The sequence below is a fragment of the Curtobacterium phoenicis genome, from assembly GCF_047238015.1.
In the GTDB taxonomy this organism is placed as follows: Bacteria; Actinomycetota; Actinomycetes; order Actinomycetales; family Microbacteriaceae; genus Curtobacterium.
Genome location: NZ_JBDFLZ010000002.1, coordinates 1658780 through 1682488, shown reverse-complemented (window position 1 = coordinate 1682488; position 23709 = coordinate 1658780). Strand labels below are relative to the sequence as shown.

Sequence of the window (23709 nt, the reverse complement as noted above, 5' to 3'; positions counted from 1 at the left end):
AATCCTATCAAGATTGAGGTGAGTCTTCGACTTTAACCAGCGATGCCGCGTCAGCGGCGAGGTGAATGTGGTGGAGCTGCGATTCTGCTAATCCTGAAACAAAGCGTTCCCTAAGCTCTTGCAGCCCCAGGTAGTAGTCCCGAAAAAGCTGAGAAGCTCTCTCCGCCGCCTGACGGTGCGGCGGGACGGGCAGCTCCAACTCGAGGAATCGCTTCCCAACGTCTTCACGGTTGGTTTGCATAAAAACGATTCGATCCCACTGCCGGCGAACCGCAGTCAGTGAAAGCGCCCAAAGTAGATAAAAGTTGTCGAAAAGCTGCGATTGCGCGCGGAGAACCAGTATCTCTTTCGTGAGAACCACACCTTCCTGTCCCGGCATGAGTACGGAGAATTCTCCGATGTTTTTGCTTGCGCGCATAGGAGTCAGGAGGTCAAACGATTTAAGGCCCGACTGACTACCTCGCCAAAACCTCTTCGCAACAGGTTCGGACACCCGATTTGTAGGGTTGATATTAACTTGACCCGCTCGAAGATCGGACACTTTTATGTAAGGCACCTCGCCGGCACGGAGGTCAGCCGAGGGGCTCCCATGGCCGACTCTCCAGGTCACCGCTCCGTCCGCAATTAACTCGGCAAGCGACCTGCGTTGGTAGCCGGCGAAGGCCTCATCGGTATCGAGCAAAGTTTGCAGCAGGTCTGAGGCACGAGTGTCGAAGTATTTAGGAACGGCCTGCAGGCGCTCACCGAGAGAGTCAGCGGAGATCCACGTACTGGTGGGGCCCGATTCGTCAGAGAGCAGCGCTTCCACGTCGCGCTCGAGTGCATTATCGATGTCGGCTGTCCTTGCGCCGGTCTCGGCATCCACGACAAAGAGGTCTGCTCCGTCCTTATTGATGCCGACAGTAGGAGCATAGGAAATGAAGACTTGGTCGTCTCTGAACCATTTGGGGCGATAAACCATCAGCGCTTCTCCATCACGTAAAAATTGGTCTTCGCGCGGCAAAACCCTTGAAAGGCTTCCATTGGGATATTCAGAGCGCCCCTCATGATGAAGCGTTCGCGTATCCACAGTGCGAGCCATTCGTATGTGCTCGAGAAGAAGTAGCTTTCAGGCAATATGATACCGAGGCGTCCTCCGGTCATGAGAAGGCGATACGCGCGCTCCAAAAAGATCAGCCCCAGTTCGACATCCGCATAGTTCTCACCACCCTTCTGGGCGAGACTATAACGATTACGGCGTGCATCACGTTTGTCGTACTTCAGATTAATTCCGAAGGGCGGGTTGGTTAAAACTACCGTGAAGGATCCATCCGCTAGGACTCTTGGCAGGTGGGGATAGTCAACCGCCCAGCGGTCCTCGCTAAGAGAATCACCCGTGTGAATATTCACCGATCCATCGCCGAGACTCACCATAATCGCACGCGCGAGTTTGATATTAATTCCGTCTTTGTCCACCCCAAACACTTGACGGTGCGCCCACGTCCTCGCCGCGGCCTCCCCCGAGCTCGCTTCTGCACGCTTTTGCATCGCCATGAATGCTTCGACGAGGAAGCCACCAGTGCCGCAAGCGGGATCAATTATCCTATCTGTGGGCTGCAGATCCATGAGCTGCACCGCAGCAGATACCACGCGCTGAGGAGTGAAATACTGCCCGTCGCCAGCTTTCAGGTTTGCGCGGCGGAAAACTTGGAACGCGGTTGCAATAGCGTCCGATCCGACTTTGATCAAATTGAGCCCTGATAGCTCGTATACGATGTCGGTTATCGTGTGGTCGTCGAGAAGCAGTTCGCTTCCGTCAAATTCTGCAAAAACCTCCGGCCTCATTAGAACCAGTTGCTTGAAATGTGCGCGAATGAGCTGAGCGGCGCCGATGGCATGCGTCACCGGGAGCTGAAACTCTACGTCTTCGCCTGGTTGCAACTCTGCATTAGTGTCCGACTCGAGCTTAAGGAGCAGCATGTTGCAGAGCTGGTCCAATTGGTTCTCAGAACGTGTGGCACGACTATCGCGAGATACAACTACGTCAAGCAGCCTTTTGAAGGTTGATGTGAGCTCTCGAACGGTTGGAACACGCAAATCTTCATACGTGATAGGCTTTAGGGCAGAGCGCTCAAGCTGCTCCTGCGGCTTCGGTAGCCCTTTACCAATCTCGTGCGCGAAATTTCCGTCGGGGAGCTTGTAAACCCGTACCTGTCTTGTGCCATTCGACCAGAATCCGAGCTTAGCGCGCGGCTCGCGCTGAAGATATATCTCAAGTTGAGAAATACCGTCGTGGAGGTTGGGTTGCTTGAATTCGCAGATGACAGCCGCATGTCTCCAATCGCCGGCGCCCCGGACGTCGTCAAACAGCACGAGGTCCACGGGCCACCCATCGAAGGCCGCGCCGCGCTCGCGTTTAGCGGCGTCGTGAGGAGTCTTCGGGACCCGCCACTCGGGCTGCCATTGGAGCTGCTCCGCGTTCCACCCCGCCGCTAGGAGAGCGTCGATCGCGGGCTGTCGTACCTGCACATGCTCGGGACCTGAAGATGTCTGCGCGACGTTCTGAGGCATGACCGGTAGCTTAGGGCTGACTCACGACACTGGCTGCACTCGCCGGGCTGTATGCGCGACCGACAATGTCGTTAAGTGGGGCGGTCGGGGGCCAAAGGTCGCTGCCTACTCACCCGCTGCGGTCCACTGCCACCGGAGGACGGACCCCGGCTGACTCGCCTCGACTTCGTTCATGACCCCACAAAGGGTACTCCCGGCCCGCTCTCTTCACCCACGAGGATGGTTCAACACCACTCGTCCCGGGGACGACGAGCGGCACCGAGGACCAGGGACTCCCGAGGGAAACACCATGACGATCGCCGGAGAATCCGCAGGCGTCGAAGCACGCCGGCAACGCAGCCACGCACAGGAACTCCGACGTCAGGCCCACGACGCTGAACAACGCGCCGCACGCTTCGAGATCGCCGAACGCACCGAGAGCGAGACCGCCCAACTCCTCGCCCCACTCGCCGGCATCGGCTACCACCTCCTCGCCGACCGCCGCTGGCCCGGCAGCCGTACCGCCCAGGTGGACATGGTCGTCGTCGGCCGCGCCGGCGTCTTCATCGTCGACACGAAGGCCTGGCGCGAGGTCGCGGTCCACGGCGACCGCATCACCCGCGGCCAGGAGGACAACACCGACGACATCGCCCGCCTCGCCGACCTCGCGTACAGCACCGAGGCCGCCCTCGCGGACATCGGGCTCGCACCAGGCGAGGTCCACGCCGTCGCTGCACTCGCTGGCCAAAAGCGCGTGCACGCTAGTGTCGCCTCCGTCGACGTCATCGGCACGCACGACCTCGTCGGTCACATCACCAAGCGCGGCGCCCGGCTCTCGGCGTCACGCGTCGACGAAGTCCTCGCCGCGATGCTCACCCACTTCCCCGTGATCGGCGAGGACGCAACGGTGCAGCCGCAGATCGTCGTGCCCGCGGCAGTCCTCCCCCGCGAACCCGCGCCGACGCCGACGCCAGCGCCTGCGCCTGCGATCCCCACGCTCGGCGACGAGCTCACGGACCAGCTCCTCGACGGCGTCCTCGAGGCACCCATCGAGGACTGGATGGCCTTCCTCGACCCCACCCAGGCCAAGCTCGTCCGCCGCAACTTCAACGGCCCGGCGCGCATCCGCGGCGCCGCCGGCACCGGCAAGACCGTCGTCGGCCTTCACCGCGCCGCCTACCTCGCACGCTCGACCGGCGGCCGCGTCCTCTTCACCACCTACATCGGAACCCTGCCGAAGGTCCTCGAGTCGCTCCTGGAGCGCCTCGCGCCCGACATGGTCGGCCGCGTCGACTTCGTCGGCGTCCATGCGTTCGCCACGCGCCTGCTGAAGGAACGCGGGATCGCGTTCCGCGTGCCCGGACGGGAGGCGCGACTCGCGTTCGACGAGGCCTGGAACGCGATCCGCGCCTCCAGCCCACTGCGGTCCTCGCGTTTCTCGCGCTCCTACTGGGAGGACGAGATCAAGCACGTCATCAAGGGGCGCGGCCTGACGCGCTTCGACGAGTACGCGGATCTGGCGCGCGTCGGGCGCAAGCACGCGCTGCCCGTGGAGACGCGGCAGGCGGTGTGGGACCTCTACGAGGCGTACTCACGCGGGCTGCGCGAGCGGCGCGCGCACGACTGGGAGGACATCGTCCTGCTCGCGCGCGACGCGGTTACGGCGGTGCCGCTCGAGCGGTACGACGCGGTGATCGTCGACGAGGCGCAGGACCTGTCGTGCGCGATGGTCTCGCTGATGCACCACCTCGTCGGGGATCGCGCCGACGGGCTGACGCTCATCGGGGACGGCCAGCAGACCATCTACCCGGGCGGCTACACGCTCGGCGAGGTCGGGATCAGCCTGTCCGGCCGCGGTGTCGTGCTCGACTTGAACCACCGCAACACGGCGGAGATCCTCGAGTTCGCGAAGGAGATGGTGGCGGACGACCATTTCGTCGACATCGAGGGCGTGGACGGCGTCGGCGACGCGGTGTCAGCGATCTCGCGCTCCGGGCCGGCGCCAGCGTTCCACCGCTTCTCGAGCCGGGCCGAGCACGACCGTTCGATGCTCGCGCAGCTGAGCGAGGTGCTGCGGCTGATCGGGACGGGGTACGGCGACGTGGGGATCCTCACGTCGACGAACCGGCAGGCGGACGACGTCCGGAGCGTCCTATGCGACGCTGGTGTCCCGGTGATCATGCTCGACGAGTACTCGGGCAGAACCTCCGGGACCGTGCGGGTCGGCACCGTGAAGCGGGCGAAGGGGCTCGAGTTCAAGCAGGTGTTATTGGCGCACGTCGATCGTCGGCTGCTCGATCCGGTGACGGTTGAATCGTCCGAGACGGATCGGGAGCGGCGAGAGCGGGGCCGGCGCGAGTTGTACGTCGGGATGACGCGAGCGCGGGACGGGCTGTGGGTCGGCGTTCGTAGTGGTGCGGCGAGCGGTCGCTGAGCGCTCCACGTCTCAGGCGGGCTCGTCCAGGCTGTCGAACGCCTCGACCATGGCCTGCGACACGTCTCGACCAGCGGCCGCGACCTGACGCACGAGGACGGCCGATGCATTGATGTGCTCGACGCGCCTCCCGAGCTGCTGCGTCTCGATGCGCGTGAGCTCCCGCGCCCAGATGATGTCGTAGGTCCGCGCGTCGAGCAGCACGAAGACCGCGAGGTCGAAGTCCCATGATCGGAACGCCGAGAACTGTTGCAAGCGCCGATCTGCGGGATCGACCAAGCGAGCCTTGACCTGAACCCTGCTGCCGTCCTCCGTGAGCAGGTCGTAGCTCTTCTCGGAGTTCGGCGCGAGCACGCCGCCGTACGCGCGGAGTGCGATGGTCTCGGCGAGGTCACCGACTGGCGCGTTCCGGGTCCGGACGAATCCGCGCCGGAGGAGCTCGTCGATCACCGCGACCGATGCGGCGAGCAACTGCCGGACGGAGAGGTCGGCGGTGTCGAAAGGGAGCACAGGCGACTTCACGACAGCACTTTACGGCTGGCGTGCTGGGCTCGCAGTCTCGGCCAAGCATCCGTGGACCGAGCGAGCACACCGCTTGATCACCGAACCGCAGGCGGTCGGCAAGCGCCGCTCGGATCAGCCACGCGCCTCCTGGTCGACATCGAGCCGTATCGCAGCAAGTACGCGCTGCCGATCAACGAAGCAAGTCGAGGACCGTGTTCCGCGCGGTGACGAGGCTGATCATCAGCAGCGGGGACGCCGCGAGCACGCACCCCACTGCGATCGCCCATCTCCGCACCGTCCGATGCCCCTGCCGCCCAACCCAGAGCAAGAGAAACAACGCCAAGAAGAAAGCAGGAATGATCCCGAAGAACGACACCTGGCCGATCACCTCGAACGGCAAGAGCGCTCCACTCAGGACCAGATTGAGCGTGCAGACAGATGCGATCGCGATCGCCGCCCAGCAGAGCCACACGCTCACAGGGCCCGAGGTCGAATCATCGGTCACGGTTTTCCTTTCATTTCGCGAAACAGGCGCTCTGAATCGTCACAACGGCGCCCTCGCGGCCGATGATCACGGTCGATATCGCTCCGGGGCCGTCACTCATGTAGACACCGTCGTGTCCGAAGGATGATTCGACGACCAAGCCGTGTTGCTCCCAGAAAGCGATGGCATTCTTCATGAGCAGCTGTCCACGCTCCTCGGACGAGTCTCGTAATTCGTCCGACCGAGGTGCGCTCTCAGCCTGGAAGACCGCTCGCTCCCCCGGCCCGAGATTGCTCAAAGTGCAGTCATCGCTGCGTAGTGTGCGCGAGTCCTCCAGGATGGTGCGGTCGATGCTCGCGAAGGCTTCCGTGGCCGTCTCGGCGACTTCTGCCTTCGCTTCGGCAAGCGTCCGACTCCGTTCCAGTGCTGTGGGCGGCTGGGCGCGCTTCACCGCCGTGGTGATGGCTGACCGGGCCTGATCGATCGTCGGCCAAAGCAAGGTGACGGAGCCGAACGAGAAGAGGATGGCGCATGCGACGAATCCGGTCCACGTCACTCCGCCGGATCGGCGCCGACGCCTGGAGAGCACGACGCATCCAATGGCGGGAGGACCGAGTGCCAGCACCGTGGCCGCTGTGAACCACGCGAGCACCTCCTCGTTGGACAGTCGATCGTCGGAGACTCCGAGCGAGGAGTTCGCCATGGCTCCGAGTGCGAAGACCCATCCGATGAACAAGCCGAGCGCGCTACCCATGATCCAGGGGACTCCGTCATCCCGCTTCGGGGGAGACTCGTTCTCGGACGAGTCCTTCACCGGTTGATCGGCGTTGGCAGGGAGCCCGCTCGAGGCGGGGAAGTCTTCAGTCATGATGTCTTGTCTTCATCGCTGATGAAGGCTCCACCGGTCGGCAGTTCCTGACGCGGAGCCCTGGCGTGGGATGACCACTAGCGGTAATTGTCAGGATCACCGACGACACAGGCAGAGTCGACGTTGACGTGTGCACGAATCTTCGTCGCGGCGATCGAGGCGCGCGGCTTGTCGTGGGCGCGGGCGCGGGCGCGGGCGCGGGCGACCACGGCATAGACGTCACCGGTCTCGGCGTCCATCTCGGTCTGCGTCTTCGAGACCTCGTACCCCTGCTTGGTCCAGTGTTCGCTCGCCTGCTCGACGAGCGACTGCGGGTCAGTCGGGTCGACGACCTCGACGTAGTAACTGAACTGCACCGCCTTCTCCCCGTCGAGCCGACAGCCGTTGGCGACCGGGGTCGGAACGTCCTGGGGCCAGACGTCAGGAGCGAGCTCCAGAACGGACCTGAGTTCGGTGACCGCTTGCGAGCGTGCTTCGTCGATCGTCATCGTGTTCTCTGCTCTCGTCGTCCCGCACCCAGCGAGCACGACGGCGATCGTGCCGCCCAGCGATGCGGCGGCTCTACCAGGATGTCTCATGGCGCCCGCATCATTCGTCGTAGTCGTCGACGGAGCCGACGGCGCAGGGCGAGGTGATCCGCACGATGATCGACTTTGCATTCACCTGGTAGGCGGCGCCAGCGGCCCCGTCGGCATCGGCAGTTGCCGAGTACAGAGTTCCGCCCTCGCCGCCAAAGTCCTTCTGTGACGGTTCGACCGTCAATCCCTCCGACTTCCAGAGGTGCTGGAGAGTCCGTGCCACCGAGCGAGCGTCCGCCTCGGTCTTCACCGCGACGAAGTAACCGAAGCGGACGCCGCCAGGGCACTTCTCGGCGGACGGCTCCGGTGTCTCAGGCCACGGCACGTCAACGACGGCCTCTGTCTTGCGCAGCAGCTCGACCGCCGCGGCCTTGGCTTCCTTCGTTGACGGCATCGTTTGGCCCCCTCCAGCACACGCCGACACGCCGAGAGCGACAAGCGTCCCCATGGCAATGACGATCCCCGACTTCCATTGAGTATTCACGGCTGCGTCACCTCCGCCACATCAGACAGCGTAGAAGTACCGACGTCCAAGTACCCTCGATCTCCTGACCCCTGTCCGGCAGTGATTCCGTGGATGTTCACGCGGTGTGGTCCGGTCGTCTCGATCCTCGTCGTCCCGTCAAAGCCATCGGCGGGGTTGGCCCGGTGTGGGACGCTGTACTTCCGGCCGATGAAAGCGACGTCGCCCTTTTCCGCCGCCTGCGCCGCGTACATGTGATCGGCGTGTGTGGCTGCGGCGTCCGGCACGGAGGACGGGATCCCGGCGGAGCCGAGAGTGACGAACGAGTGGACTCCGAGATCGGGATTCCGAGCAAGCGTGAGTGCTGCCGTCGTGGAACCGTACGAGTGCGCGATCACGTTCAGCTGCGCGTCGGGCCGTACCGCGCGGAAAGCAACGAGGTCGGAGGCGAGCTTCGATTCCCCCCGCTCCGCGTAGGCCTCGCCCAGCACGCCGAGGTTACCGGTACTCGCAGCGTTCGGCGGGGCCTCGTGACCGATCCACGAGACGATGGCTGTGTCGGCACCGTTCTGCTGTTGGGTCGCCAGAACGTTCGCTCCGGCTCGCATGTACTGCGTCGTGTCAGCGAGCGACGAGCCCATTCCCGGTACGAGGAACGACACCCCATCGACCGAGTCCAGGTCGCCCACGGAGAAAGCACCGAGCGGAGGCGCGCCATCGTGGAACGTCATCATCTGCCGGGGCACCTGATCCATCAGGTCGAGCTTGGTGCGCGCGCCAGCGGCGAAGTTCTTCAGCTGGTCGTACCGCTCCTGCGCAGCGATCAACTCCCGCTGCGCTGCAGCCTGCGCAGCCCGCCCGACCGCACTGGCGTACTTGTCCTGCGCGTCATGCAGCGCGTCCTCCGCCTGCGCGTACGCCCGCTGCGCCGCCAACCGGTTCGCCTGGTCCCGCGCCCAGTACGGCACCCCGTTGAGGTTCCCGATGACCGCCGGCAACGCCGTGATCAACGCGTCCTGCGCCGCCGAGTGTTCTCCGGCGCTCCCCCGGCCACCGAGACCGTCCCACCACGCCTGCACGGTCTCGGGTGGCATCCCTGCGAGGCGGTCGGCGACCGACCGATCCTGGGCCGCGAGGACCTCGGGCGGCATCTCGGCGACCGCAGCGAGGAAGTCTGCGTCGCTCATCGCACCGAGCGAGCCCGCGTACGAGGGCGCGACACCGAGGACGTCGGTGTCGGACAGCCCCGACGCCGCTGCCCGGTCGGCGGCCGCCCGGCGTTCGACGAGCGCGTCCCATTCCCCCTGCAGCCGTGTGGCGGTAGCCGCGAGGTCGTCAGCGTCGGACTGCAGTCGTTGGGCTCGGCGGCCGTCGGCCTCGGTGGCGTCCTTCGCCGAGGCGGCGGTCTTCGCGGTGGAGAGCGCGAGGACGCTCGCCGCGCTTTCGATGGCGGTCGTCAGCTGCGACGCCCGGATCCGCTCGGCTTCGTCTCGGATCTGCTGCACCGTGTCGGCGTAGCTGTCGAGCACGTCGATCGCGGCGTCGAGCCGACCGATGATCCGCTGTGCGGCCGGCGGGATCGTCCCGACGGTGGCGGCGAAGCGGTCCTTCGACGCACCCGTCCAGTCGGCGGCGTCGTCGGCAGTGCGCGCGACCTTCGTGGCGCCGCGTCGGATGTCGTCCTGGTGGTCGGCGAGGGCGGTCGAGAGCTTCTTGACCGCGCCGGGGTCGCCGGCGAACGGGTCGGCGGTCACTTCGTCGTCCCCGCCTTCCGCGCGAGGTCGAGGTCCGCGTCGGCGACCTGCGACTTGGTGTCGTGCGCGAACTGTGCGAGGGTGCGGCTCGTGTCGGCGAGCCATGCGGCCGACCGCTGCTGCGCGGTACGGAAGGCGGCGAACGCCTGGGCGACGTCGTCGGCGCCGAAGGATCCTCCGTCGGACGGCATCGAGTCCGTGGAGAACGTCGACGTCGCATCGTCGAGCGCGTCGAACGCCTGGTCGAGCGTGCTGTACGAGACCTTCAGCGCGGCCATCGCTCCCCTTCCGTCGTCGCGCCCCTCGCGACGACCCCCACCGGCAACATATCACGATCGTTGCTGTGCGCAACCACAGTCGACCTCCCGGTGGATGACGGACCGGCACCGAGCCTCCAGTCCGTCCGCCGAGAACGCACCGCCGCTGCGAACGCGACGCGCAACGGCGAACGCAACGCGCACGGCGAACGCAACGCGCGCGGCGAACGCAACGCGCACGCCGAACGCCGCCCAGCCGCCCCGCCTACGCTCGAACGAATGCCCGCCCCGCACGACCAGCCAGCCGACAGCAGCACCGCTCCCGCAGACAGGGTCCCGAGCCCGGACGGCTTCATCCGCGTCCGCGGCGCCCGCGAACACAACCTCCGCGACGTGGACGTCGACATCCCCCGCGACCGCATCGTCGCCTTCACGGGCATCTCCGGCTCAGGCAAGTCGAGCCTCGCGTTCGGCACGGTGTTCGCCGAGGCCCAGCGCCGCTTCCTCGAGTCCGTCGCCCCGTACGCCCGGCGGCTGATCGCCCAGGGCAGCACGCCCCACGTCGACGAGATCACGGGCCTGCCCCCGGCGGTCGCCCTGCAGCAGCGGCGCGGCGCCCCGAGCACCCGCTCGACCGTCGGCACGCTGACGACGCTGAGCAACTCGGTCCGCATGCTTTACTCGCGCGCCGGCACCTACCCCGAGGGCGCGACGCAGCTCTACTCCGACTCGTTCTCGCCGAACACCGTGGCGGGGGCGTGTCCGCGCTGTCACGGCCTCGGCACGGCGCACGAGGTGACGGAGGCCTCGGCGGTCCACGACCCCTCGCTGTCCATCCGCGAGGGCGCGATCACCGCGTGGCCGGGCGCCTGGCAGGGCAAGAACCTCCGCGATGTGACGGCGGTCCTCGGGTACGACATCGACCGGCCGTGGAGGGACCTGCCGAGGGCCGACCGCGACTGGCTGCTCTTCACCGAGGAGCAGCCGGTCGTCGAGGTGCACCCGAAGCGTGACCGCGTGGCGAAGCCGTACAAGGGGAGGTTCTGGAGCGCCCGTCAGTACACGCTGCACACCCTCGCCGACTCGCAGAGTGAGACGCAGCGGAACAAGGCCCTGCGGTTCGTGGAGTCCGGCCCGTGCCAGCTGTGCGGCGGGTCCGGTCTGACGCGGGCGGCCCTCGCGGTGACGTTCGGCGGGCTGAGCATCGCGGAGTTCAACGCGCTGCCGCTGAGCGAGCTTCGCGAGGTCCTCCGCCCTGCCGCCGAACTGACCGACCCGACGCCGGCGCAGAGCACCGTGACCTCGGGTGAGCGCTCGGAGGTGGCGAAGTCGATCACGCAGGACCTCGGTGGTCGCATCGACGTGCTGATCGGTCTGGGACTCGGGTACCTCGGGCTCGACCGCGCGACGCCGACCCTGTCGCCGGGCGAGACGCAGCGGCTCCGGATCGCGACGCAACTGCGATCGGGGCTGTTCGGCGTGGTGTACGTCCTCGACGAGCCGAGCGCGGGTCTCCACCCGGCGGACACGGAGTCGCTCGTGCAGGTCCTCGACGACCTCCGCGCAGGAGGCAACAGCGTGTTCGTGGTGGAGCACGACATGGACATCGTGCGGCGGGCGGACTGGATCGTCGACGTCGGACCGGGCGCAGGCTCGGGTGGTGGCCGTGTGCTGTACAGCGGTCCGCCGGAGGGTCTCGCCGACGTCGAGGAGAGCATCACGCGCCGTTACCTGCACCCCGGCGGCGAGCGGTCACAGCGCCAGCCCCGGACGCCCGTCGACACCCTCGAGATCCGCCACGCGAGCATCCACAACCTGGACCACCTCGACCTCGACCTCCCGCTCGGCGTACTGACGGCGGTCACCGGCGTGTCCGGCTCGGGCAAGTCCTCCCTCGTCGGCGGCGTCCTCCCCACCGTCGCGGAACACCACCCGCTCATCGCCCGCGTCGTCGAGGTCGACCAGAAGCCGATCGGTCGCACCCCACGCTCGAACCTCGCGACCTACACGGGCATGTTCGACGCGGTCCGGCAGGCCTTCGCCGCGACGGAGGACGCGAAGCAACGCGGCTGGACCGCCGGGAGGTTCTCCTTCAACGTCGAGGGCGGCCGCTGCGAGGTCTGCCAGGGCGAGGGCTCGGTCTCCGTCGAACTCCTCTTCCTCCCCGGCAGCTGGGCCCCGTGCCCGGAGTGCCACGGCGCCCGCTACAACGCCGAGACCCTCGAGGTCCGCCGTGCGGGATCGAGCATCGCCGACGTCCTCGGCATGACCGTGGACGAGGCAGCCGAAACACTCGCCGAGCTGCCCGCCGCCGTCCGTGCACTGACCGCCCTCCAGAGCGTCGGCCTCGGCTACCTCCGGCTCGGCCAGCCCGCACCGGAGCTCTCCGGAGGCGAGGCCCAGCGCATCAAGCTCGCCACGGAACTCCAACGGGCACGCTCGGGCCACACGCTCTACCTGCTCGACGAGCCCTCGACCGGCCTGCACCCGGCCGACGTCGAGCTGCTGACGGCGCAGCTCCAGCAGCTCACCGATGCGGGCAACACGGTCGTCGTGGTCGAGCACGTCATGTCGGTGGTCGCGCAGGCGGACCACGTCGTGGACATGGGGCCGGCAGGTGGCGGCGACGGCGGCCGCGTCGTCGCGGCGGGAACCCCCGCCGAGGTGGCGGCATCCGCCGTCAGTCGCACCGCGCCGTACCTGCGGTCCGCCGTCGACTCCTGACCGCCCACCGGCCTGGAGGCACGAGACCGGCCCGCCACGCACCTTCCGTCCGCCACCCGTCGACCGGGAGGAGCGGTGCCAGCCCGCCACGCGCCTCCCGTCCGCCACCATCCGCCCGCCGGGCGGATCCCCGATCGTCCTGTTGGCCGATGCGGTGCGCGATCCCCGAGGACCGAGTACCCGATCGGCCACGAGTCGGAGCGAGCGCATCCTCCGATCGGAGGATGCCGGTCGGCCGGACCGGTCGAACCGGTCCGACTCCCCACCGCGTCAGGCTGGACCCATGCCCGACACCCCCGCCATCGAGGTCCACGACCTCCGCAAGCAGTACGCCACCGGCACGGTCGCCGTCGACGCCGTGTCGTTCACGATCGCTCCCGGTGAGACCTTCGCCCTGCTCGGACCGAACGGCGCCGGGAAGTCCACCACCGTCGAGATCCTCGAGGGGTACCGGTCCCGCACGGCCGGCGAGGTCCGCGTCCTCGGTCACGACCCCGCCCACGCGAGCCGCAGCCACAACGCCCGCGTCGGCATCGTGCTGCAGACGAGCGCAGAGTCCCCGAACGTCACCGTCGCCGAACAGCTCCGGCACTTCGCGACGCTGTACCCGCGGCACCGCGACGTCGACGAGCTGCTCGACGCCGTCGGCCTCGCCGAGCAGCGGAACGCCCGCATCAGTCGATTGAGCGGAGGTCAGCGTCGGCGCGTGGACGTCGCGCTCGGCATCATCGGCCGGCCGGAGGTGCTGTTCCTCGACGAACCGACGACCGGCTTCGACCCAGAGGCCCGGCGCCGGTTCTGGGCACTGATCCGCCGCGTGCAGGCCGAGGGCACCACCGTGCTCCTGACGACGCACTACCTCGACGAGGCCGCACACCTCGCCGACCGGGCAGCGGTGATCGCGAACGGCCGGCTGCTCGACATCGCCCCGATCGACCAGATCGGCGGCCACGAGGCCCGCACCCCGATCGTCCGGTGGCGCGACGCCGCCGGCACCCGACACGAGGAACGCACGAGCGACCCGGTGTCGTTCATCCGCACCCGAACCGAGGACGGGTTCGCCGACCTCGAGGTGATCCGCCCGTCCCTCGAGGACGTCTACCTGGAGATGGTGGCCTGACCGTGCTCGCGCTCGCCCGCATCCGCTACGAGGTCCGCTCGTACTTCCGCGCCCCCGACGCGGTGTTCTTCACCTTCCTCTTCCCCATCGTCATGCTCGCCCTGTTCTCCGTCGCGTTCAGCAGCGCGCCGGACATCAGCGCTGGCCGAGGGGTCAGCGTCGACTACGCCACCTACTACCTGCCCGGTCTCGTCGCGACGGGTGTGCTGCTCTCCGGGACGCAGTCCCTCGGCGTCGACATCGCCGGCGAACGGAGCGACGGCACCCTGAAGCGCCTCGGCGGAACACCCCTGCCCGTGCTGTCGTACTTCGTCGGCAAGATCGGCATGGTGCTCGCCACCACGGTGCTGCAGACCGCGATCCTGCTCGCCGTCGCCCGCCTGGTGTTCGACGTCGAGCTGCCCACGGACGGCGGACGGTGGTGGACCTTCGCGTGGATCATGCTCGTGTCCATCGCGACGAGCAGCGTCCTCGGCATCGCCATCTCGGCACTCCCCCGCGAGGGTCGCCGAGCAACCGCCACGATCGTCCCCGTCGTCCTCGTCCTGCAGTTCATCTCCGGGGTGTACCTGCCGTTCACGCAGCTGCCCGACTGGCTGCAGGACGTCGCGAGCGTCTTCGCGCTCCGCTGGATGGCGTCGGGCATGCGGTCGGTGTTCCTGCCGTCCCAGTTCGCGTCGGCCGAGCCGGGAGGCGCATGGCACCTCGGGTGGGGAGCCCTCGTCCTGGCAGCGTGGCTGGTCATCGGTGTCGTCGTCTGCCTCCTGACGTTCCGGTGGAACCGCAAGGACGCCTGATGCCGGCCGTGGGGAACGCCCGCAGGGCCGTCGGCGGGTGGGATGCTGGGTCGATGGACCGGATCACGGCGCACCGCAACTGGGGCCTCCACGTGGCCGTCGGGGTGACGATCGCGCTCGTGGCGGTCATCGCCGTCCTCGCCTGGTCCCCGTGGGACACCCGCTGGCCGGCGTTCCTGGTGCTCGCGGTCCTCGCGCTCGCCTACCTCGCGTACGGGTGGCGCGGCTACGGGTCGCCTCGCGCCGCCGCCGGCTTCGTCCCGCTGCTCGTCGTCGCGGCGCTCGTCCTCCCGGCGGTCGTCCCCACCACGGCGTTCATCCAGTGCATGCTCTTCCCCGTCGCGTGGTGCCAGCTCGACCGCGTCCGACCCGCGATCCTCGTGTCGCTCGCGATCGGGGTCGCGTCCGGGATCGGCCTGCAGATCGCCTCCGGTCCGACCGGCCTCGTGAGCACCCTCCTCGTCGAGGCGGTCAGCGTCGTCGGCGCCTGCGCCCTCGGCCTGTGGATCACGCGCATCGCAGAGCTGTCCGACGAACGCCGACAGCTCATCGACGAGCTCCGTGCGACGCAGGACTCCCTCGCCGAGGCGCACCGTCGCGCCGGCGTGACGAGCGAACGCGAACGCCTCGCCCGCGAGCTCCACGACACCGTCGCCCAGAACCTCGCGGGCATCGTCATGCTCACCGAACGTGCTCGTGGCGACCTCGCCGCCGACCGCGTCGACCGACTCGACGAACGCCTGACCGTCCTCGAGGACTCCGCCCGCGCCGCCCTCGAGGAGTCCCGCACCCTCGTCGCCGCCGGCTCGGCCGGCATCGCCGGCGACGGACTGGCCGCCGCCCTGTACCGCCTCGGCGAACGCTTCACCCGTGAGACCGGCATCCCGGTCACGGTGGACGCACCGGACTGCGCGCTCGACCGCGACACACAGGTGGTGCTGCTGCGCACCGGCCAGGAGGCGCTGGCCAACGTCCGCGCGCACGCCGACGCCGCCTCGGTGCAGGTCGCACTGCACGTGACAGCCGACCAGGTCGGCCTGCGCATCGAGGACGACGGCGTCGGCTTCGACCCGACCGTCCCGACCGCGGGCCACGGGCTGCGCGGACTCCGCGAGCGACTCGCCCTCGCGGGCGGGACCTGCACGATCACCAGCGCACCACGGCGCGGCACCGTCGTCGCCGTGACCCTCCCCCAGACCACCCCGGGATCACAGACCACCCCGGGATCGCAAACCGCCCCGGGATCGACCCCGGGATCGCCGATGACCTCGCTCTCCGCCGCGCCGTCCGACGGGACCGAGCCCCACCGTCCGGTCCGCTCCTCGCCCACCGGGGTTCGCCGGTGATCCGCGTCGTCGTCGCAGACGACCACCCGATCGTGCGCGCCGGAATCATCGCACTCCTCCAGGACGCAGAGGACGTCGAGGTGGTCGGACAGGCTGCTGATGGTGGGGCAGCCATCTCGGTCGTCCTCGCTGAGCGGCCGGACGTCGTCCTCATGGACCTCCGCATGCCGGGCATGAACGGCGACGCAGCCACGGCGTTGATCCTCGAACAGGACTCCTCCATCCGCGTGCTCATCCTCACCACGTACGAGACCGACGACCAGATCCTCGCCGCGATCGAAGCTGGAGCCTCCGGCTACCTGCTCAAAGCTGCGCCCGAGTCCGAGATCCTCGCCGGGGTCCGAGCAACTGCGCGCGGAGAGACCGCCCTCGCCCCCTCCGCCGCAGCCGCACTCGTGCGCCGGACGGCGGGCAAGCCACCCGCTGCCGGCCCGACGCTCTCCCCGCGGGAGCTCGAGGTTCTGCAGCTGGTCGCACAGGGCAACTCGAACCCGGCGATCGGCCGCGCGCTCTTCCTCAGCGAGACCACCGTCAAGACGCACCTCGGGCACGTGTTCGACAAGCTCGGCGTGAACGACCGCACCCGAGCCGTCACCCGGGCGATGGAACTCGGACTCCTGCCCTGAACGAGCCGGTCACAGCGAACCCTCCCCGGCGGTGCACGCCCCTGGAAACGCAGAAAACCCCTGACCACGTCGTGGTCAGGGGTTCCCTGGTGTTGCAACGTTGAGTCCGGCGGCGTCCTACTCTCCCACAAGGTCCCCCTTGCAGTACCATCGGCGCTGAGAGGCTTAGCTTCCGGGTTCGGAATGTGACCGGGCGTTTCCCTCTCGCTATGACCACCGGAACACTCTCGACCCAATCAAGGGAAATCTCGAAAGCTGTTCCGCGGGTGCCCGTATCGAGCACAGCGCGGTGTTCAGTTTCGTGTTCCCGATCGTCTGTCGGGAACCACAAAGTGGACGCGAGCCCCACACCCTAAAGTGTGGGAAATCAGTGTGTTGTCAAGTCTTCGGCTTATTAGTACCGGTCAGCTCCACGGGTCGTTAGTCCCCGCTTCCACATCCGGCCTATCAACCCAGTAGTCTGCTGGGAGCCTCTCACACTCAAGGTGCATGGAAATCTCATCTCGAAGACGGCTTCCCGCTTAGATGCTTTCAGCGGTTATCCGGTCCGAACGTAGCTAATCAGCGGTGCCCTTGGCAGAACAACTGACACACCAGAGGTTCGTCCATCCCGGTCCTCTCGTACTAGGGATAGATCTTCTCAAATTTCCAACGCGCGCAGCGGATAGGGACCGAACTGTCTCACGACGTTCTAAACCCAGCTCGCGTACCGCTTTAATGGGCGAACAGCCCAACCCTTGGGACCTACTCCAGCCCCAGGATGCGACGAGCCGACATCGAGGTGCCAAACCATGCCGTCGATATGGACTCTTGGGCAAGATCAGCCTGTTATCCCCGAGGTACCTTTTATCCGTTGAGCGACAGCGCTTCCACAAGCCACTGCCGGATCACTAGTCCCGACTTTCGTCCCTGCTCGACCTGTCAGTCTCACAGTCAAGCTCCCTTGTGCACTTACACTCGCCACCTGATTGCCAACCAGGTTGAGGGAACCTTTGGGCGCCTCCGTTACTCTTTGGGAGGCAACCGCCCCAGTTAAACTACCCACCAGGCACTGTCCATGAACCCGATCAGGGTCCTACGTTAGACATCCAGAGTGACCAGAGTGGTATTTCAACAATGACTCCACGAACACTAGCGTGCCCGCTTCACAGTCTCCCACCTATCCTACACAAGCCACACCGAACACCAATACCAAGCTGTAGTAAAGGTCACGGGGTCTTTCCGTCCTGCTGCGCGTAACGAGCATCTTTACTCGTAGTGCAATTTCGCCGAGTTCGCGGTTGAGACAGCTGGGAAGTCGTTACGCCATTCGTGCAGGTCGGAACTTACCCGACAAGGAATTTCGCTACCTTAGGATGGTTATAGTTACCACCGCCGTTTACTGGGGCTTAAATTCAGAGCTTCGCCCAAAGGCTAACCCTTCCTCTTAACCTTCCAGCACCGGGCAGGCGTCAGTCCGTATACATCGTCTTGCGACTTCGCACGGACCTGTGTTTTTAGTAAACAGTCGCTTCCCACTGGTCTCTGCGGCCTTCACCGCTCACGGAGCAAGTCCGGTCACGGTTCCGGCCCCCCTTCTCCCGAAGTTACGGGGGCATTTTGCCGAGTTCCTTAACCACGATTCTCTCGATCTCCTTGGTATTCTCTACCTGACCACCTGAGTCGGTTTCGGGTACGGGCGGCTGCAACCTCGCGTCGATGCTTTTCTCGGCAGCATAGGATCACTGATTTCCCCAAAACGGGTACGCGTCGGATCTCAGGCGTGCAGACGACGGATTTGCCTATCGTCAGCCCTACATCCTTACACCAGGTTCACCTTACGGATACCATCGCCTGGCTCAGCTACCTTCCTGCGTCACACCTGTTCATACGCTAGCCGCACCAGCATGGGGTCGAGCGTTAGACCGGCCCGCATCACCCCGAAGGGATCCGCTGGTCCGGGTTAGGACTCTTAGCACCACTGGATTAGCTTGGGCGGTTGTTCGCCGGTACGGGAATATCAACCCGTTGTCCATCGACTACGCCTGTCGGCCTCGCCTTAGGTCCCGACTTACCCAGGGCGGATTAACCTGGCCCTGGAACCCTTGGTCTTTCGGAGGACGGGTTTCTCACCCGTCTTTCGCTACTCATGCCTGCATTCTCACTCGTGTAGCGTCCACGGCTGGATTCCTCCGCCGCTTCACTCGCCACACGACGCTCTCCTACCACTCCGCACGACTGAACCACGAAGGCTTATCGAGTGTGCGAAATCTACAACTTCGGCGGTGTGCTTGAGCCCCGTTACATTGTCGGCGCGGAATCACTTGACCAGTGAGCTATTACGCACTCTTTCAAGGGTGGCTGCTTCTAAGCCAACCTCCTGGTTGTCTGTGCAACTCCACATCCTTTCCCACTTAGCACACGCTTAGGGGCCTTAGTTGGTAGTCTGGGTTGTTTCCCTCTCGACGATGAAGCTTATCCCCCACCGTCTCACTGCTGCGCTCTCACTCACCGGCATTCGGAGTTTGGCTGACGTCAGTAACCTGTTGAGGCCCATCGGCCATCCAGTAGCTCTACCTCCGGCGAGAAACACGCAACGCTGCACCTAAATGCATTTCGGAGAGAACCAGCTATCACGAAGTTTGATTGGCCTTTCACCCCTATCCACAGCTCATCCCCTCCATTTTCAACTGAAGTGGGTTCGGTCCTCCACGACGTCTTACCGTCGCTTCAACCTGGCCATGGATAGATCACTTCGCTTCGGGTCTAGGACATGCGACTGAACCGCCCTATTCAGACTCGCTTTCGCTACGGCTACCCCACACGGGTTAACCTCGCCACATATCACTAACTCGCAGGCTCATTCTTCAAAAGGCACGCCGTCACCCCTACAAGGAGGCTCCGACGGTTTGTAAGCAAACGGTTTCAGGTACTATTTCACTCCCCTCCCGGGGTACTTTTCACCTTTCCCTCACGGTACTTGTCCGCTATCGGTCATCTGGGAGTATTTAGGCTTATCAGGTGGTCCTGACAGATTCACACGGGATTTCTCGGGCCCCGTGCTACTTGGGATACACATCCGGCCATAACACCATTTCGTCTACGGGGCTGGCACCCACTACGGCCCGGCTTTCAAACCGGTTCGACTATGATGCGCTGTAACCGCCCCAGTCCGGCAGAACTGAGCGACGTGTCCCACAACCCCGACCATGCAACGCCCGCCGGCTATCACACATGATCGGTTTAGCCTCATCCGCTTTCGCTCGCCACTACTCACGGAATCACATGTTGTTTTCTCTTCCTGTGGGTACTGAGATGTTTCACTTCCCCACGTTCCCTCTACCCGCCCTATATATTCAGGCGGGAGTCACCAGGTCGACAAGTCGCCTGGCGGGGTTTCCCCATTCGGAAATCCTCGGCTCACAGCTCGATTATCAGCTCCCCGAGGCTTATCGCAGATTTCTACGCCCTTCTTCGGCTCCAGATGCCAAGGCATCCACCGTTTGCTCTTAGAAACTTGACCACAAAGATTAAAATTGCGATCGACTCGAACAACAACATCAGCCCGAAAGCCTCGTCATCGTCACGAGCGATCTAAGATGCTCGCGTCCACTGTGTAGTTCTCAACATACGATCGGCACCACACTCCCCGAGCAGACAACCCGCTCGCTTCATGTGGCCCACCGAAGAACCAGCAACACCCAGCCACCCCATACAGGGAACCGACTGTCACGGCTCAACCCCCGATCATCACGACCGGGAAGCCTGGTCCCTCAGGACCCAACAACGTGCACCAGCCACCTGCGCTTCCCACCAACCCGTTCCCGACCAGCCCCGAAGGACCAGCCGTACTGAGGGTCGGCAGACGCGCCGACGACTGCACTGTCAATGTTCCACCCATGAGCTACCGGCAACCACACTCGGGTTGCATCGGCGCCTGAACCAGCCTGCGTTGAATCAACACAGTGGTCAGATGCTCCTTAGAAAGGAGGTGATCCAGCCGCACCTTCCGGTACGGCTACCTTGTTACGACTTAGTCCTAATCACCGATCCCACCTTCGACGGCTCCTTCCACAAGGGTTAGGCCACCGGCTTCGGGTGTTACCGACTTTCATGACTTGACGGGCGGTGTGTACAAGGCCCGGGAACGTATTCACCGCAGCGTTGCTGATCTGCGATTACTAGCGACTCCGACTTCATGAGGTCGAGTTGCAGACCTCAATCCGAACTGAGACCGGCTTTTTGGGATTCGCTCCACCTTACGGTATCGCAGCCCTTTGTACCGGCCATTGTAGCATGCGTGAAGCCCAAGACATAAGGGGCATGATGATTTGACGTCATCCCCACCTTCCTCCGAGTTGACCCCGGCAGTCTCCTATGAGTCCCCGCCATAACGCGCTGGCAACATAGAACGAGGGTTGCGCTCGTTGCGGGACTTAACCCAACATCTCACGACACGAGCTGACGACAACCATGCACCACCTGTACACCGACCACAAGGGGGCGACCATCTCTGGCCGTTTCCGGTGTATGTCAAGCCTTGGTAAGGTTCTTCGCGTTGCATCGAATTAATCCGCATGCTCCGCCGCTTGTGCGGGCCCCCGTCAATTCCTTTGAGTTTTAGCCTTGCGGCCGTACTCCCCAGGCGGGGCGCTTAATGCGTTAGCTACGACACAGAAACCGTGGAAAGGTCCCTACATCTAGCGCCCAACGTTTACGGCGTGGACTACCAGGGTATCTAATCCTGTTCGCTCCCCACGCTTTCGCTCCTCAGCGTCAGTTACGGCCCAGAGATCTGCCTTCGCCATCGGTGTTCCTCCTGATATCTGCGCATTCCACCGCTACACCAGGAATTCCAATCTCCCCTACCGCACTCTAGTCTGCCCGTACCCACTGCAAGCCCGAGGTTGAGCCTCGGGATTTCACAGCAGACGCGACAAACCGCCTACGAGCTCTTTACGCCCAATAATTCCGGACAACGCTTGCACCCTACGTATTACCGCGGCTGCTGGCACGTAGTTAGCCGGTGCTTTTTCTGCAGGTACCGTCACTTTCGCTTCTTCCCTACTAAAAGAGGTTTACAACCCGAAGGCCGTCATCCCTCACGCGGCGTTGCTGCATCAGGCTTTCGCCCATTGTGCAATATTCCCCACTGCTGCCTCCCGTAGGAGTCTGGGCCGTGTCTCAGTCCCAGTGTGGCCGGTCACCCTCTCAGGCCGGCTACCCGTCGTCGCCTTGGTGAGCCATTACCTCACCAACAAGCTGATAGGCCGCGAGTCCATCCCCAACCAAAAAATCTTTCCACCACCAGGCCATGCGACCAGTAGTCATATCCAGTATTAGACGTCGTTTCCAACGCTTATCCCAGAGTCAGGGGCAGGTTACTCACGTGTTACTCACCCGTTCGCCACTAATCCACCCAGCAAGCTGGGCTTCATCGTTCGACTTGCATGTGTTAAGCACGCCGCCAGCGTTCGTCCTGAGCCAGGATCAAACTCTCCGTAAAAAAATTACCAACCATGCTCCGAAGAACACAGCCGAGTTGATCTTGACTGTTGACTGTCTACTGACAATCTTCAATCCAAAAGGAATTGTCTCCGACGATCACAGCCGAAGCTGATCACGCACGGGGTCAATAAATTGGCATTGACAATGTGCACGCTGTTGAGTTCTCAAGGACCAGACGCACTCCCCCACTCGGCCCGCAGTTCAGCGGACGTCGTCAGAGAGGCTGGTTCGTTGCCCGGGCGAGACTCGGAGGTGACCGTTCCGGCCGTTCCGTTCTCCGCCTCAGCGGCAACGAGTGATTACTTTACGCAGAGGTGAACAGCAGCGCCAACACGCGTCGCATCCCGGGCGTGTCGTACCCCGACTTCCCCGGAACCGCGCGGGAGTCGGGGTACCGGAGCGGCTCGCCGTCCCACGGACGAGTCGACCCGGACGCGGCCCGGGAACGACGAGAGGCACAGTGCGGAACCGCACCGTGCCTCCTGGCTGACCTGACCAGCCGTCTACTCAGCCGCAGCCAACTGACCGCACGCTCCGTCGATCTCCTTGCCGCGGGTGTCGCGGAGGGTCGTCGGGATGCCAGCGGCGTTGAGCCGGCGGACGAACTCGTCCTGCACGTGCGGCTCGGACGAGGTCCACACGGAACCGGGCGTCGGGTTCAGCGGGATCGGGTTGACGTGCACCCAGCCACGACCCCGCGCGTTGAGCTTCTCGGCGAGCAGGTCGGCGCGCCAGGCGTGGTCGTTCATGTCCTTGATGAGCGCGTACTCGATCGAGACCCGCCGGCCGGTCTTCGCGTAGTACTCGTACGCGGCGCCGATGGCCTCGTCGGCCTTCCACCGCGAGTTCACCGGGATGAGCTCGTCGCGGAGCTCGTCGTCGGGCGCGTGCAACGAGAGCGCGAACGTGATCGGGATGTTCTCGTCGGCGAGCTTCTTGATCGCGGGGACGAGGCCGACCGTCGAGACCGTGATGCCACGCGCGCTCATGCCGAGCCCGTTCGGCTGCGGGGCGACCATCGTGCGGACGGCGTCCATGACGCGCTTGTAGTTCGCCAGCGGCTCCCCCATCCCCATGAAGACGATGTTGGTCACCCGCTCGGCGTCGACGCGGTCCTGCCCGCCCTTGCGGGGGTCACCGCCGAGCTCCCCCGCGGCGATCGCGGCGTTGGCCCGGACGATCTGCTCGATGATCTCAGCCGTCGACATGTTCCGGGTGAGTCCGGCCTGCCCGGTGGCGCAGAAGGGGCAGTTCATGCCGCAGCCGGCCTGCGACGACACGCACAGCGTGATCCGGCCGGGGTAGCGCATGAGCACCGACTCGACGAGCGCCCCGTCGTGGAGCTTCCAGAGGAACTTGATCGTGTCGCCGTTGTCGGTCGCCAGACGACGGGTCTCGGTGAGGAGCGGCGGGAGCATGCCCGCGACGAGCTCCTCCCGCTGCGCGGCAGGGAGGTCCGTCATCTTCGCCGGGTCGGAGGTGTAGTGCGTGAAGTAGTGGGTCGAGAGCTGCTTGGCACGGAACCCCGGCAGCCCGAGCTCCTTGACCTTCTCGACGCGCTCCTCGACCGTCAGGTCGGCGAGGTGCACCGGCGGCTTGCCCCGCTTGGGCGACGCGAACTGCAGGAGCGGGCGGCCCGCAGAGTCCTGCGCCTGGGTCCAGCCCTCGGTGCGCGGACGCACCTGCGGACGAGCAGAACGCTGCTCTTCGAACGGGGTGCGGGTGTCGGAGGCCATCA

The 23709-nt window shown here is 65.1% G+C and carries 16 protein-coding genes and 3 rRNA genes; 6 read left to right on the top strand and 13 right to left on the bottom strand.

The window, feature by feature from the left end; translation table 11 throughout:
• Nucleotides 1-7: 7 nt before the first annotated feature.
• Nucleotides 8-961 (bottom strand): restriction endonuclease subunit S domain-containing protein, encoded by a 954-nt coding sequence (locus ABC270_RS08240; RefSeq protein ID WP_412880334.1) that lies wholly within the window; start codon nucleotides 959-961, stop codon nucleotides 8-10.
• On the bottom strand, nucleotides 961-2550 hold the full coding sequence (locus tag ABC270_RS08235) for an HsdM family class I SAM-dependent methyltransferase (RefSeq protein ID WP_412880333.1): 1590 nt from the start codon (nucleotides 2548-2550) through the stop codon (nucleotides 961-963). Before ABC270_RS08235 ends, ABC270_RS08240 begins: the two co-directional genes overlap by 1 nt.
• Before the next feature lie 289 nt (nucleotides 2551-2839).
• Between ABC270_RS08235 and ABC270_RS08230 the strand changes: the two genes are divergently transcribed.
• Nucleotides 2840-4963, top strand: coding sequence for a nuclease-related domain-containing DEAD/DEAH box helicase (locus ABC270_RS08230; RefSeq protein ID WP_412880332.1), 2124 nt, complete (start codon nucleotides 2840-2842; stop codon nucleotides 4961-4963).
• 12 nt (nucleotides 4964-4975) lie between these two features.
• On the opposite strand, the gene ABC270_RS08225 is transcribed toward ABC270_RS08230, so the two are convergent.
• The 7 genes from ABC270_RS08225 to ABC270_RS08195 all read right to left on the bottom strand — a co-directional run bounded on the left by ABC270_RS08225 (nucleotide 4976) and on the right by ABC270_RS08195 (nucleotide 9892).
• Entirely contained in the window at nucleotides 4976-5485 is a 510-nt protein-coding gene (locus ABC270_RS08225; protein ID WP_412880331.1) for a DUF6998 domain-containing protein, read from the bottom strand.
• A 172-nt stretch (nucleotides 5486-5657) separates the two neighbouring features.
• Complete coding sequence (locus tag ABC270_RS08220; RefSeq protein ID WP_412880330.1) at nucleotides 5658-5972, bottom strand: hypothetical protein; 315 nt, start codon at nucleotides 5970-5972, stop codon at nucleotides 5658-5660.
• Nucleotides 5973-5982: 10 nt separating this feature from the next.
• The gene (locus ABC270_RS08215) at nucleotides 5983-6819 is read right to left on the bottom strand and encodes a hypothetical protein (RefSeq protein ID WP_412880329.1); all 837 of its coding nucleotides are present in this window, start codon (nucleotides 6817-6819) and stop codon (nucleotides 5983-5985) included.
• Between the two features lie 77 nt (nucleotides 6820-6896).
• Nucleotides 6897-7307: a hypothetical protein gene (locus ABC270_RS08210; RefSeq protein WP_412880328.1), complete on the bottom strand. Its 411-nt coding sequence runs from the start codon at nucleotides 7305-7307 to the stop codon at nucleotides 6897-6899.
• A gap of 100 nt (nucleotides 7308-7407) precedes the next feature.
• Nucleotides 7408-7791, bottom strand: a complete 384-nt coding sequence (locus ABC270_RS08205) for a hypothetical protein (protein ID WP_412880327.1) — start codon at nucleotides 7789-7791, stop codon at nucleotides 7408-7410.
• A gap of 86 nt (nucleotides 7792-7877) precedes the next feature.
• Nucleotides 7878-9614, bottom strand: coding sequence for an alpha/beta hydrolase (locus ABC270_RS08200; RefSeq protein WP_412880326.1), 1737 nt, complete (start codon nucleotides 9612-9614; stop codon nucleotides 7878-7880).
• Nucleotides 9611-9892, bottom strand: a complete 282-nt coding sequence (locus ABC270_RS08195; protein WP_412880325.1) for a hypothetical protein — start codon at nucleotides 9890-9892, stop codon at nucleotides 9611-9613. The genes ABC270_RS08200 and ABC270_RS08195 overlap by 4 nt, the downstream gene beginning before the upstream one ends.
• A 258-nt stretch (nucleotides 9893-10150) precedes the next feature.
• Between ABC270_RS08195 and ABC270_RS08190 the strand changes: the two genes are divergently transcribed.
• The 5 genes from ABC270_RS08190 (at nucleotide 10151) to ABC270_RS08170 (ending at nucleotide 16484) form a co-directional block, all read left to right on the top strand.
• Nucleotides 10151-12595 (top strand): ATP-binding cassette domain-containing protein, encoded by a 2445-nt coding sequence (locus tag ABC270_RS08190; protein ID WP_412880324.1) that lies wholly within the window; start codon nucleotides 10151-10153, stop codon nucleotides 12593-12595.
• A gap of 283 nt (nucleotides 12596-12878) precedes the next feature.
• The gene (locus tag ABC270_RS08185; protein ID WP_412880323.1) at nucleotides 12879-13715 is read left to right on the top strand and encodes an ABC transporter ATP-binding protein; all 837 of its coding nucleotides are present in this window, start codon (nucleotides 12879-12881) and stop codon (nucleotides 13713-13715) included.
• Nucleotides 13716-13717: 2 nt separating this feature from the next.
• Nucleotides 13718-14512, top strand: a complete 795-nt coding sequence (locus tag ABC270_RS08180) for an ABC transporter permease (protein ID WP_412880322.1) — start codon at nucleotides 13718-13720, stop codon at nucleotides 14510-14512.
• Between the two features lie 53 nt (nucleotides 14513-14565).
• Entirely contained in the window at nucleotides 14566-15858 is a 1293-nt protein-coding gene (locus ABC270_RS08175; RefSeq protein WP_412880321.1) for a sensor histidine kinase, read from the top strand.
• On the top strand, nucleotides 15855-16484 hold the full coding sequence (locus tag ABC270_RS08170) for a response regulator (protein WP_412880320.1): 630 nt from the start codon (nucleotides 15855-15857) through the stop codon (nucleotides 16482-16484). Before ABC270_RS08175 ends, ABC270_RS08170 begins: the two co-directional genes overlap by 4 nt.
• A gap of 104 nt (nucleotides 16485-16588) precedes the next feature.
• On the opposite strand, the gene rrf is transcribed toward ABC270_RS08170, so the two are convergent.
• The 4 genes from rrf to rlmN all read right to left on the bottom strand — a co-directional run bounded on the left by rrf (nucleotide 16589) and on the right by rlmN (nucleotide 23707).
• A 5S ribosomal RNA gene (gene rrf / locus ABC270_RS08165) occupies nucleotides 16589-16705 on the bottom strand.
• A 153-nt stretch (nucleotides 16706-16858) separates the two neighbouring features.
• Nucleotides 16859-19986: ribosomal RNA gene (locus tag ABC270_RS08160) — 23S ribosomal RNA — on the bottom strand.
• A 461-nt stretch (nucleotides 19987-20447) separates the two neighbouring features.
• A 16S ribosomal RNA gene (locus ABC270_RS08155) occupies nucleotides 20448-21969 on the bottom strand.
• Together the 16S, 23S and 5S rRNA genes form the textbook arrangement of a ribosomal RNA operon.
• Before the next feature lie 505 nt (nucleotides 21970-22474).
• Nucleotides 22475-23707 carry a dual-specificity RNA methyltransferase RlmN gene (rlmN, locus tag ABC270_RS08150; protein ID WP_412880319.1) on the bottom strand — a complete coding sequence of 411 codons (1233 nt, stop codon included), beginning with the start codon at nucleotides 23705-23707 and terminating at the stop codon, nucleotides 22475-22477.
• Between the last annotated feature and the right edge of the window lie 2 nt (nucleotides 23708-23709).

Bases quoted from the DNA above. Each gene is read 5' to 3' on its own strand.
- ABC270_RS08195 (WP_412880325.1), bottom strand. From the start codon at position 9,892: ATGGCCGCGCTGAAGGTCTCGTACAGCACGCTCGACCAGGCGTTCGAC.
- rlmN (WP_412880319.1), bottom strand. From the start codon at position 23,707: ATGGCCTCCGACACCCGCACCCCGTTCGAAGAGCAGCGTTCTGCTCGT.
- ABC270_RS08205 (WP_412880327.1), bottom strand. From the start codon at position 7,791: ATGCCGTCAACGAAGGAAGCCAAGGCCGCGGCGGTCGAGCTGCTGCGC.
- ABC270_RS08230 (WP_412880332.1), top strand. From the start codon at position 2,840: ATGACGATCGCCGGAGAATCCGCAGGCGTCGAAGCACGCCGGCAACGC.
- ABC270_RS08185 (WP_412880323.1), top strand. From the start codon at position 12,879: ATGCCCGACACCCCCGCCATCGAGGTCCACGACCTCCGCAAGCAGTAC.
- ABC270_RS08190 (WP_412880324.1), top strand. From the start codon at position 10,151: ATGCCCGCCCCGCACGACCAGCCAGCCGACAGCAGCACCGCTCCCGCA.
- ABC270_RS08235 (WP_412880333.1), bottom strand. From the start codon at position 2,550: ATGCCTCAGAACGTCGCGCAGACATCTTCAGGTCCCGAGCATGTGCAG.
- ABC270_RS08240 (WP_412880334.1), bottom strand. From the start codon at position 961: ATGGTTTATCGCCCCAAATGGTTCAGAGACGACCAAGTCTTCATTTCC.
- ABC270_RS08210 (WP_412880328.1), bottom strand. From the start codon at position 7,307: ATGACGATCGACGAAGCACGCTCGCAAGCGGTCACCGAACTCAGGTCC.
- ABC270_RS08215 (WP_412880329.1), bottom strand. From the start codon at position 6,819: ATGACTGAAGACTTCCCCGCCTCGAGCGGGCTCCCTGCCAACGCCGAT.
- ABC270_RS08175 (WP_412880321.1), top strand. From the start codon at position 14,566: ATGGACCGGATCACGGCGCACCGCAACTGGGGCCTCCACGTGGCCGTC.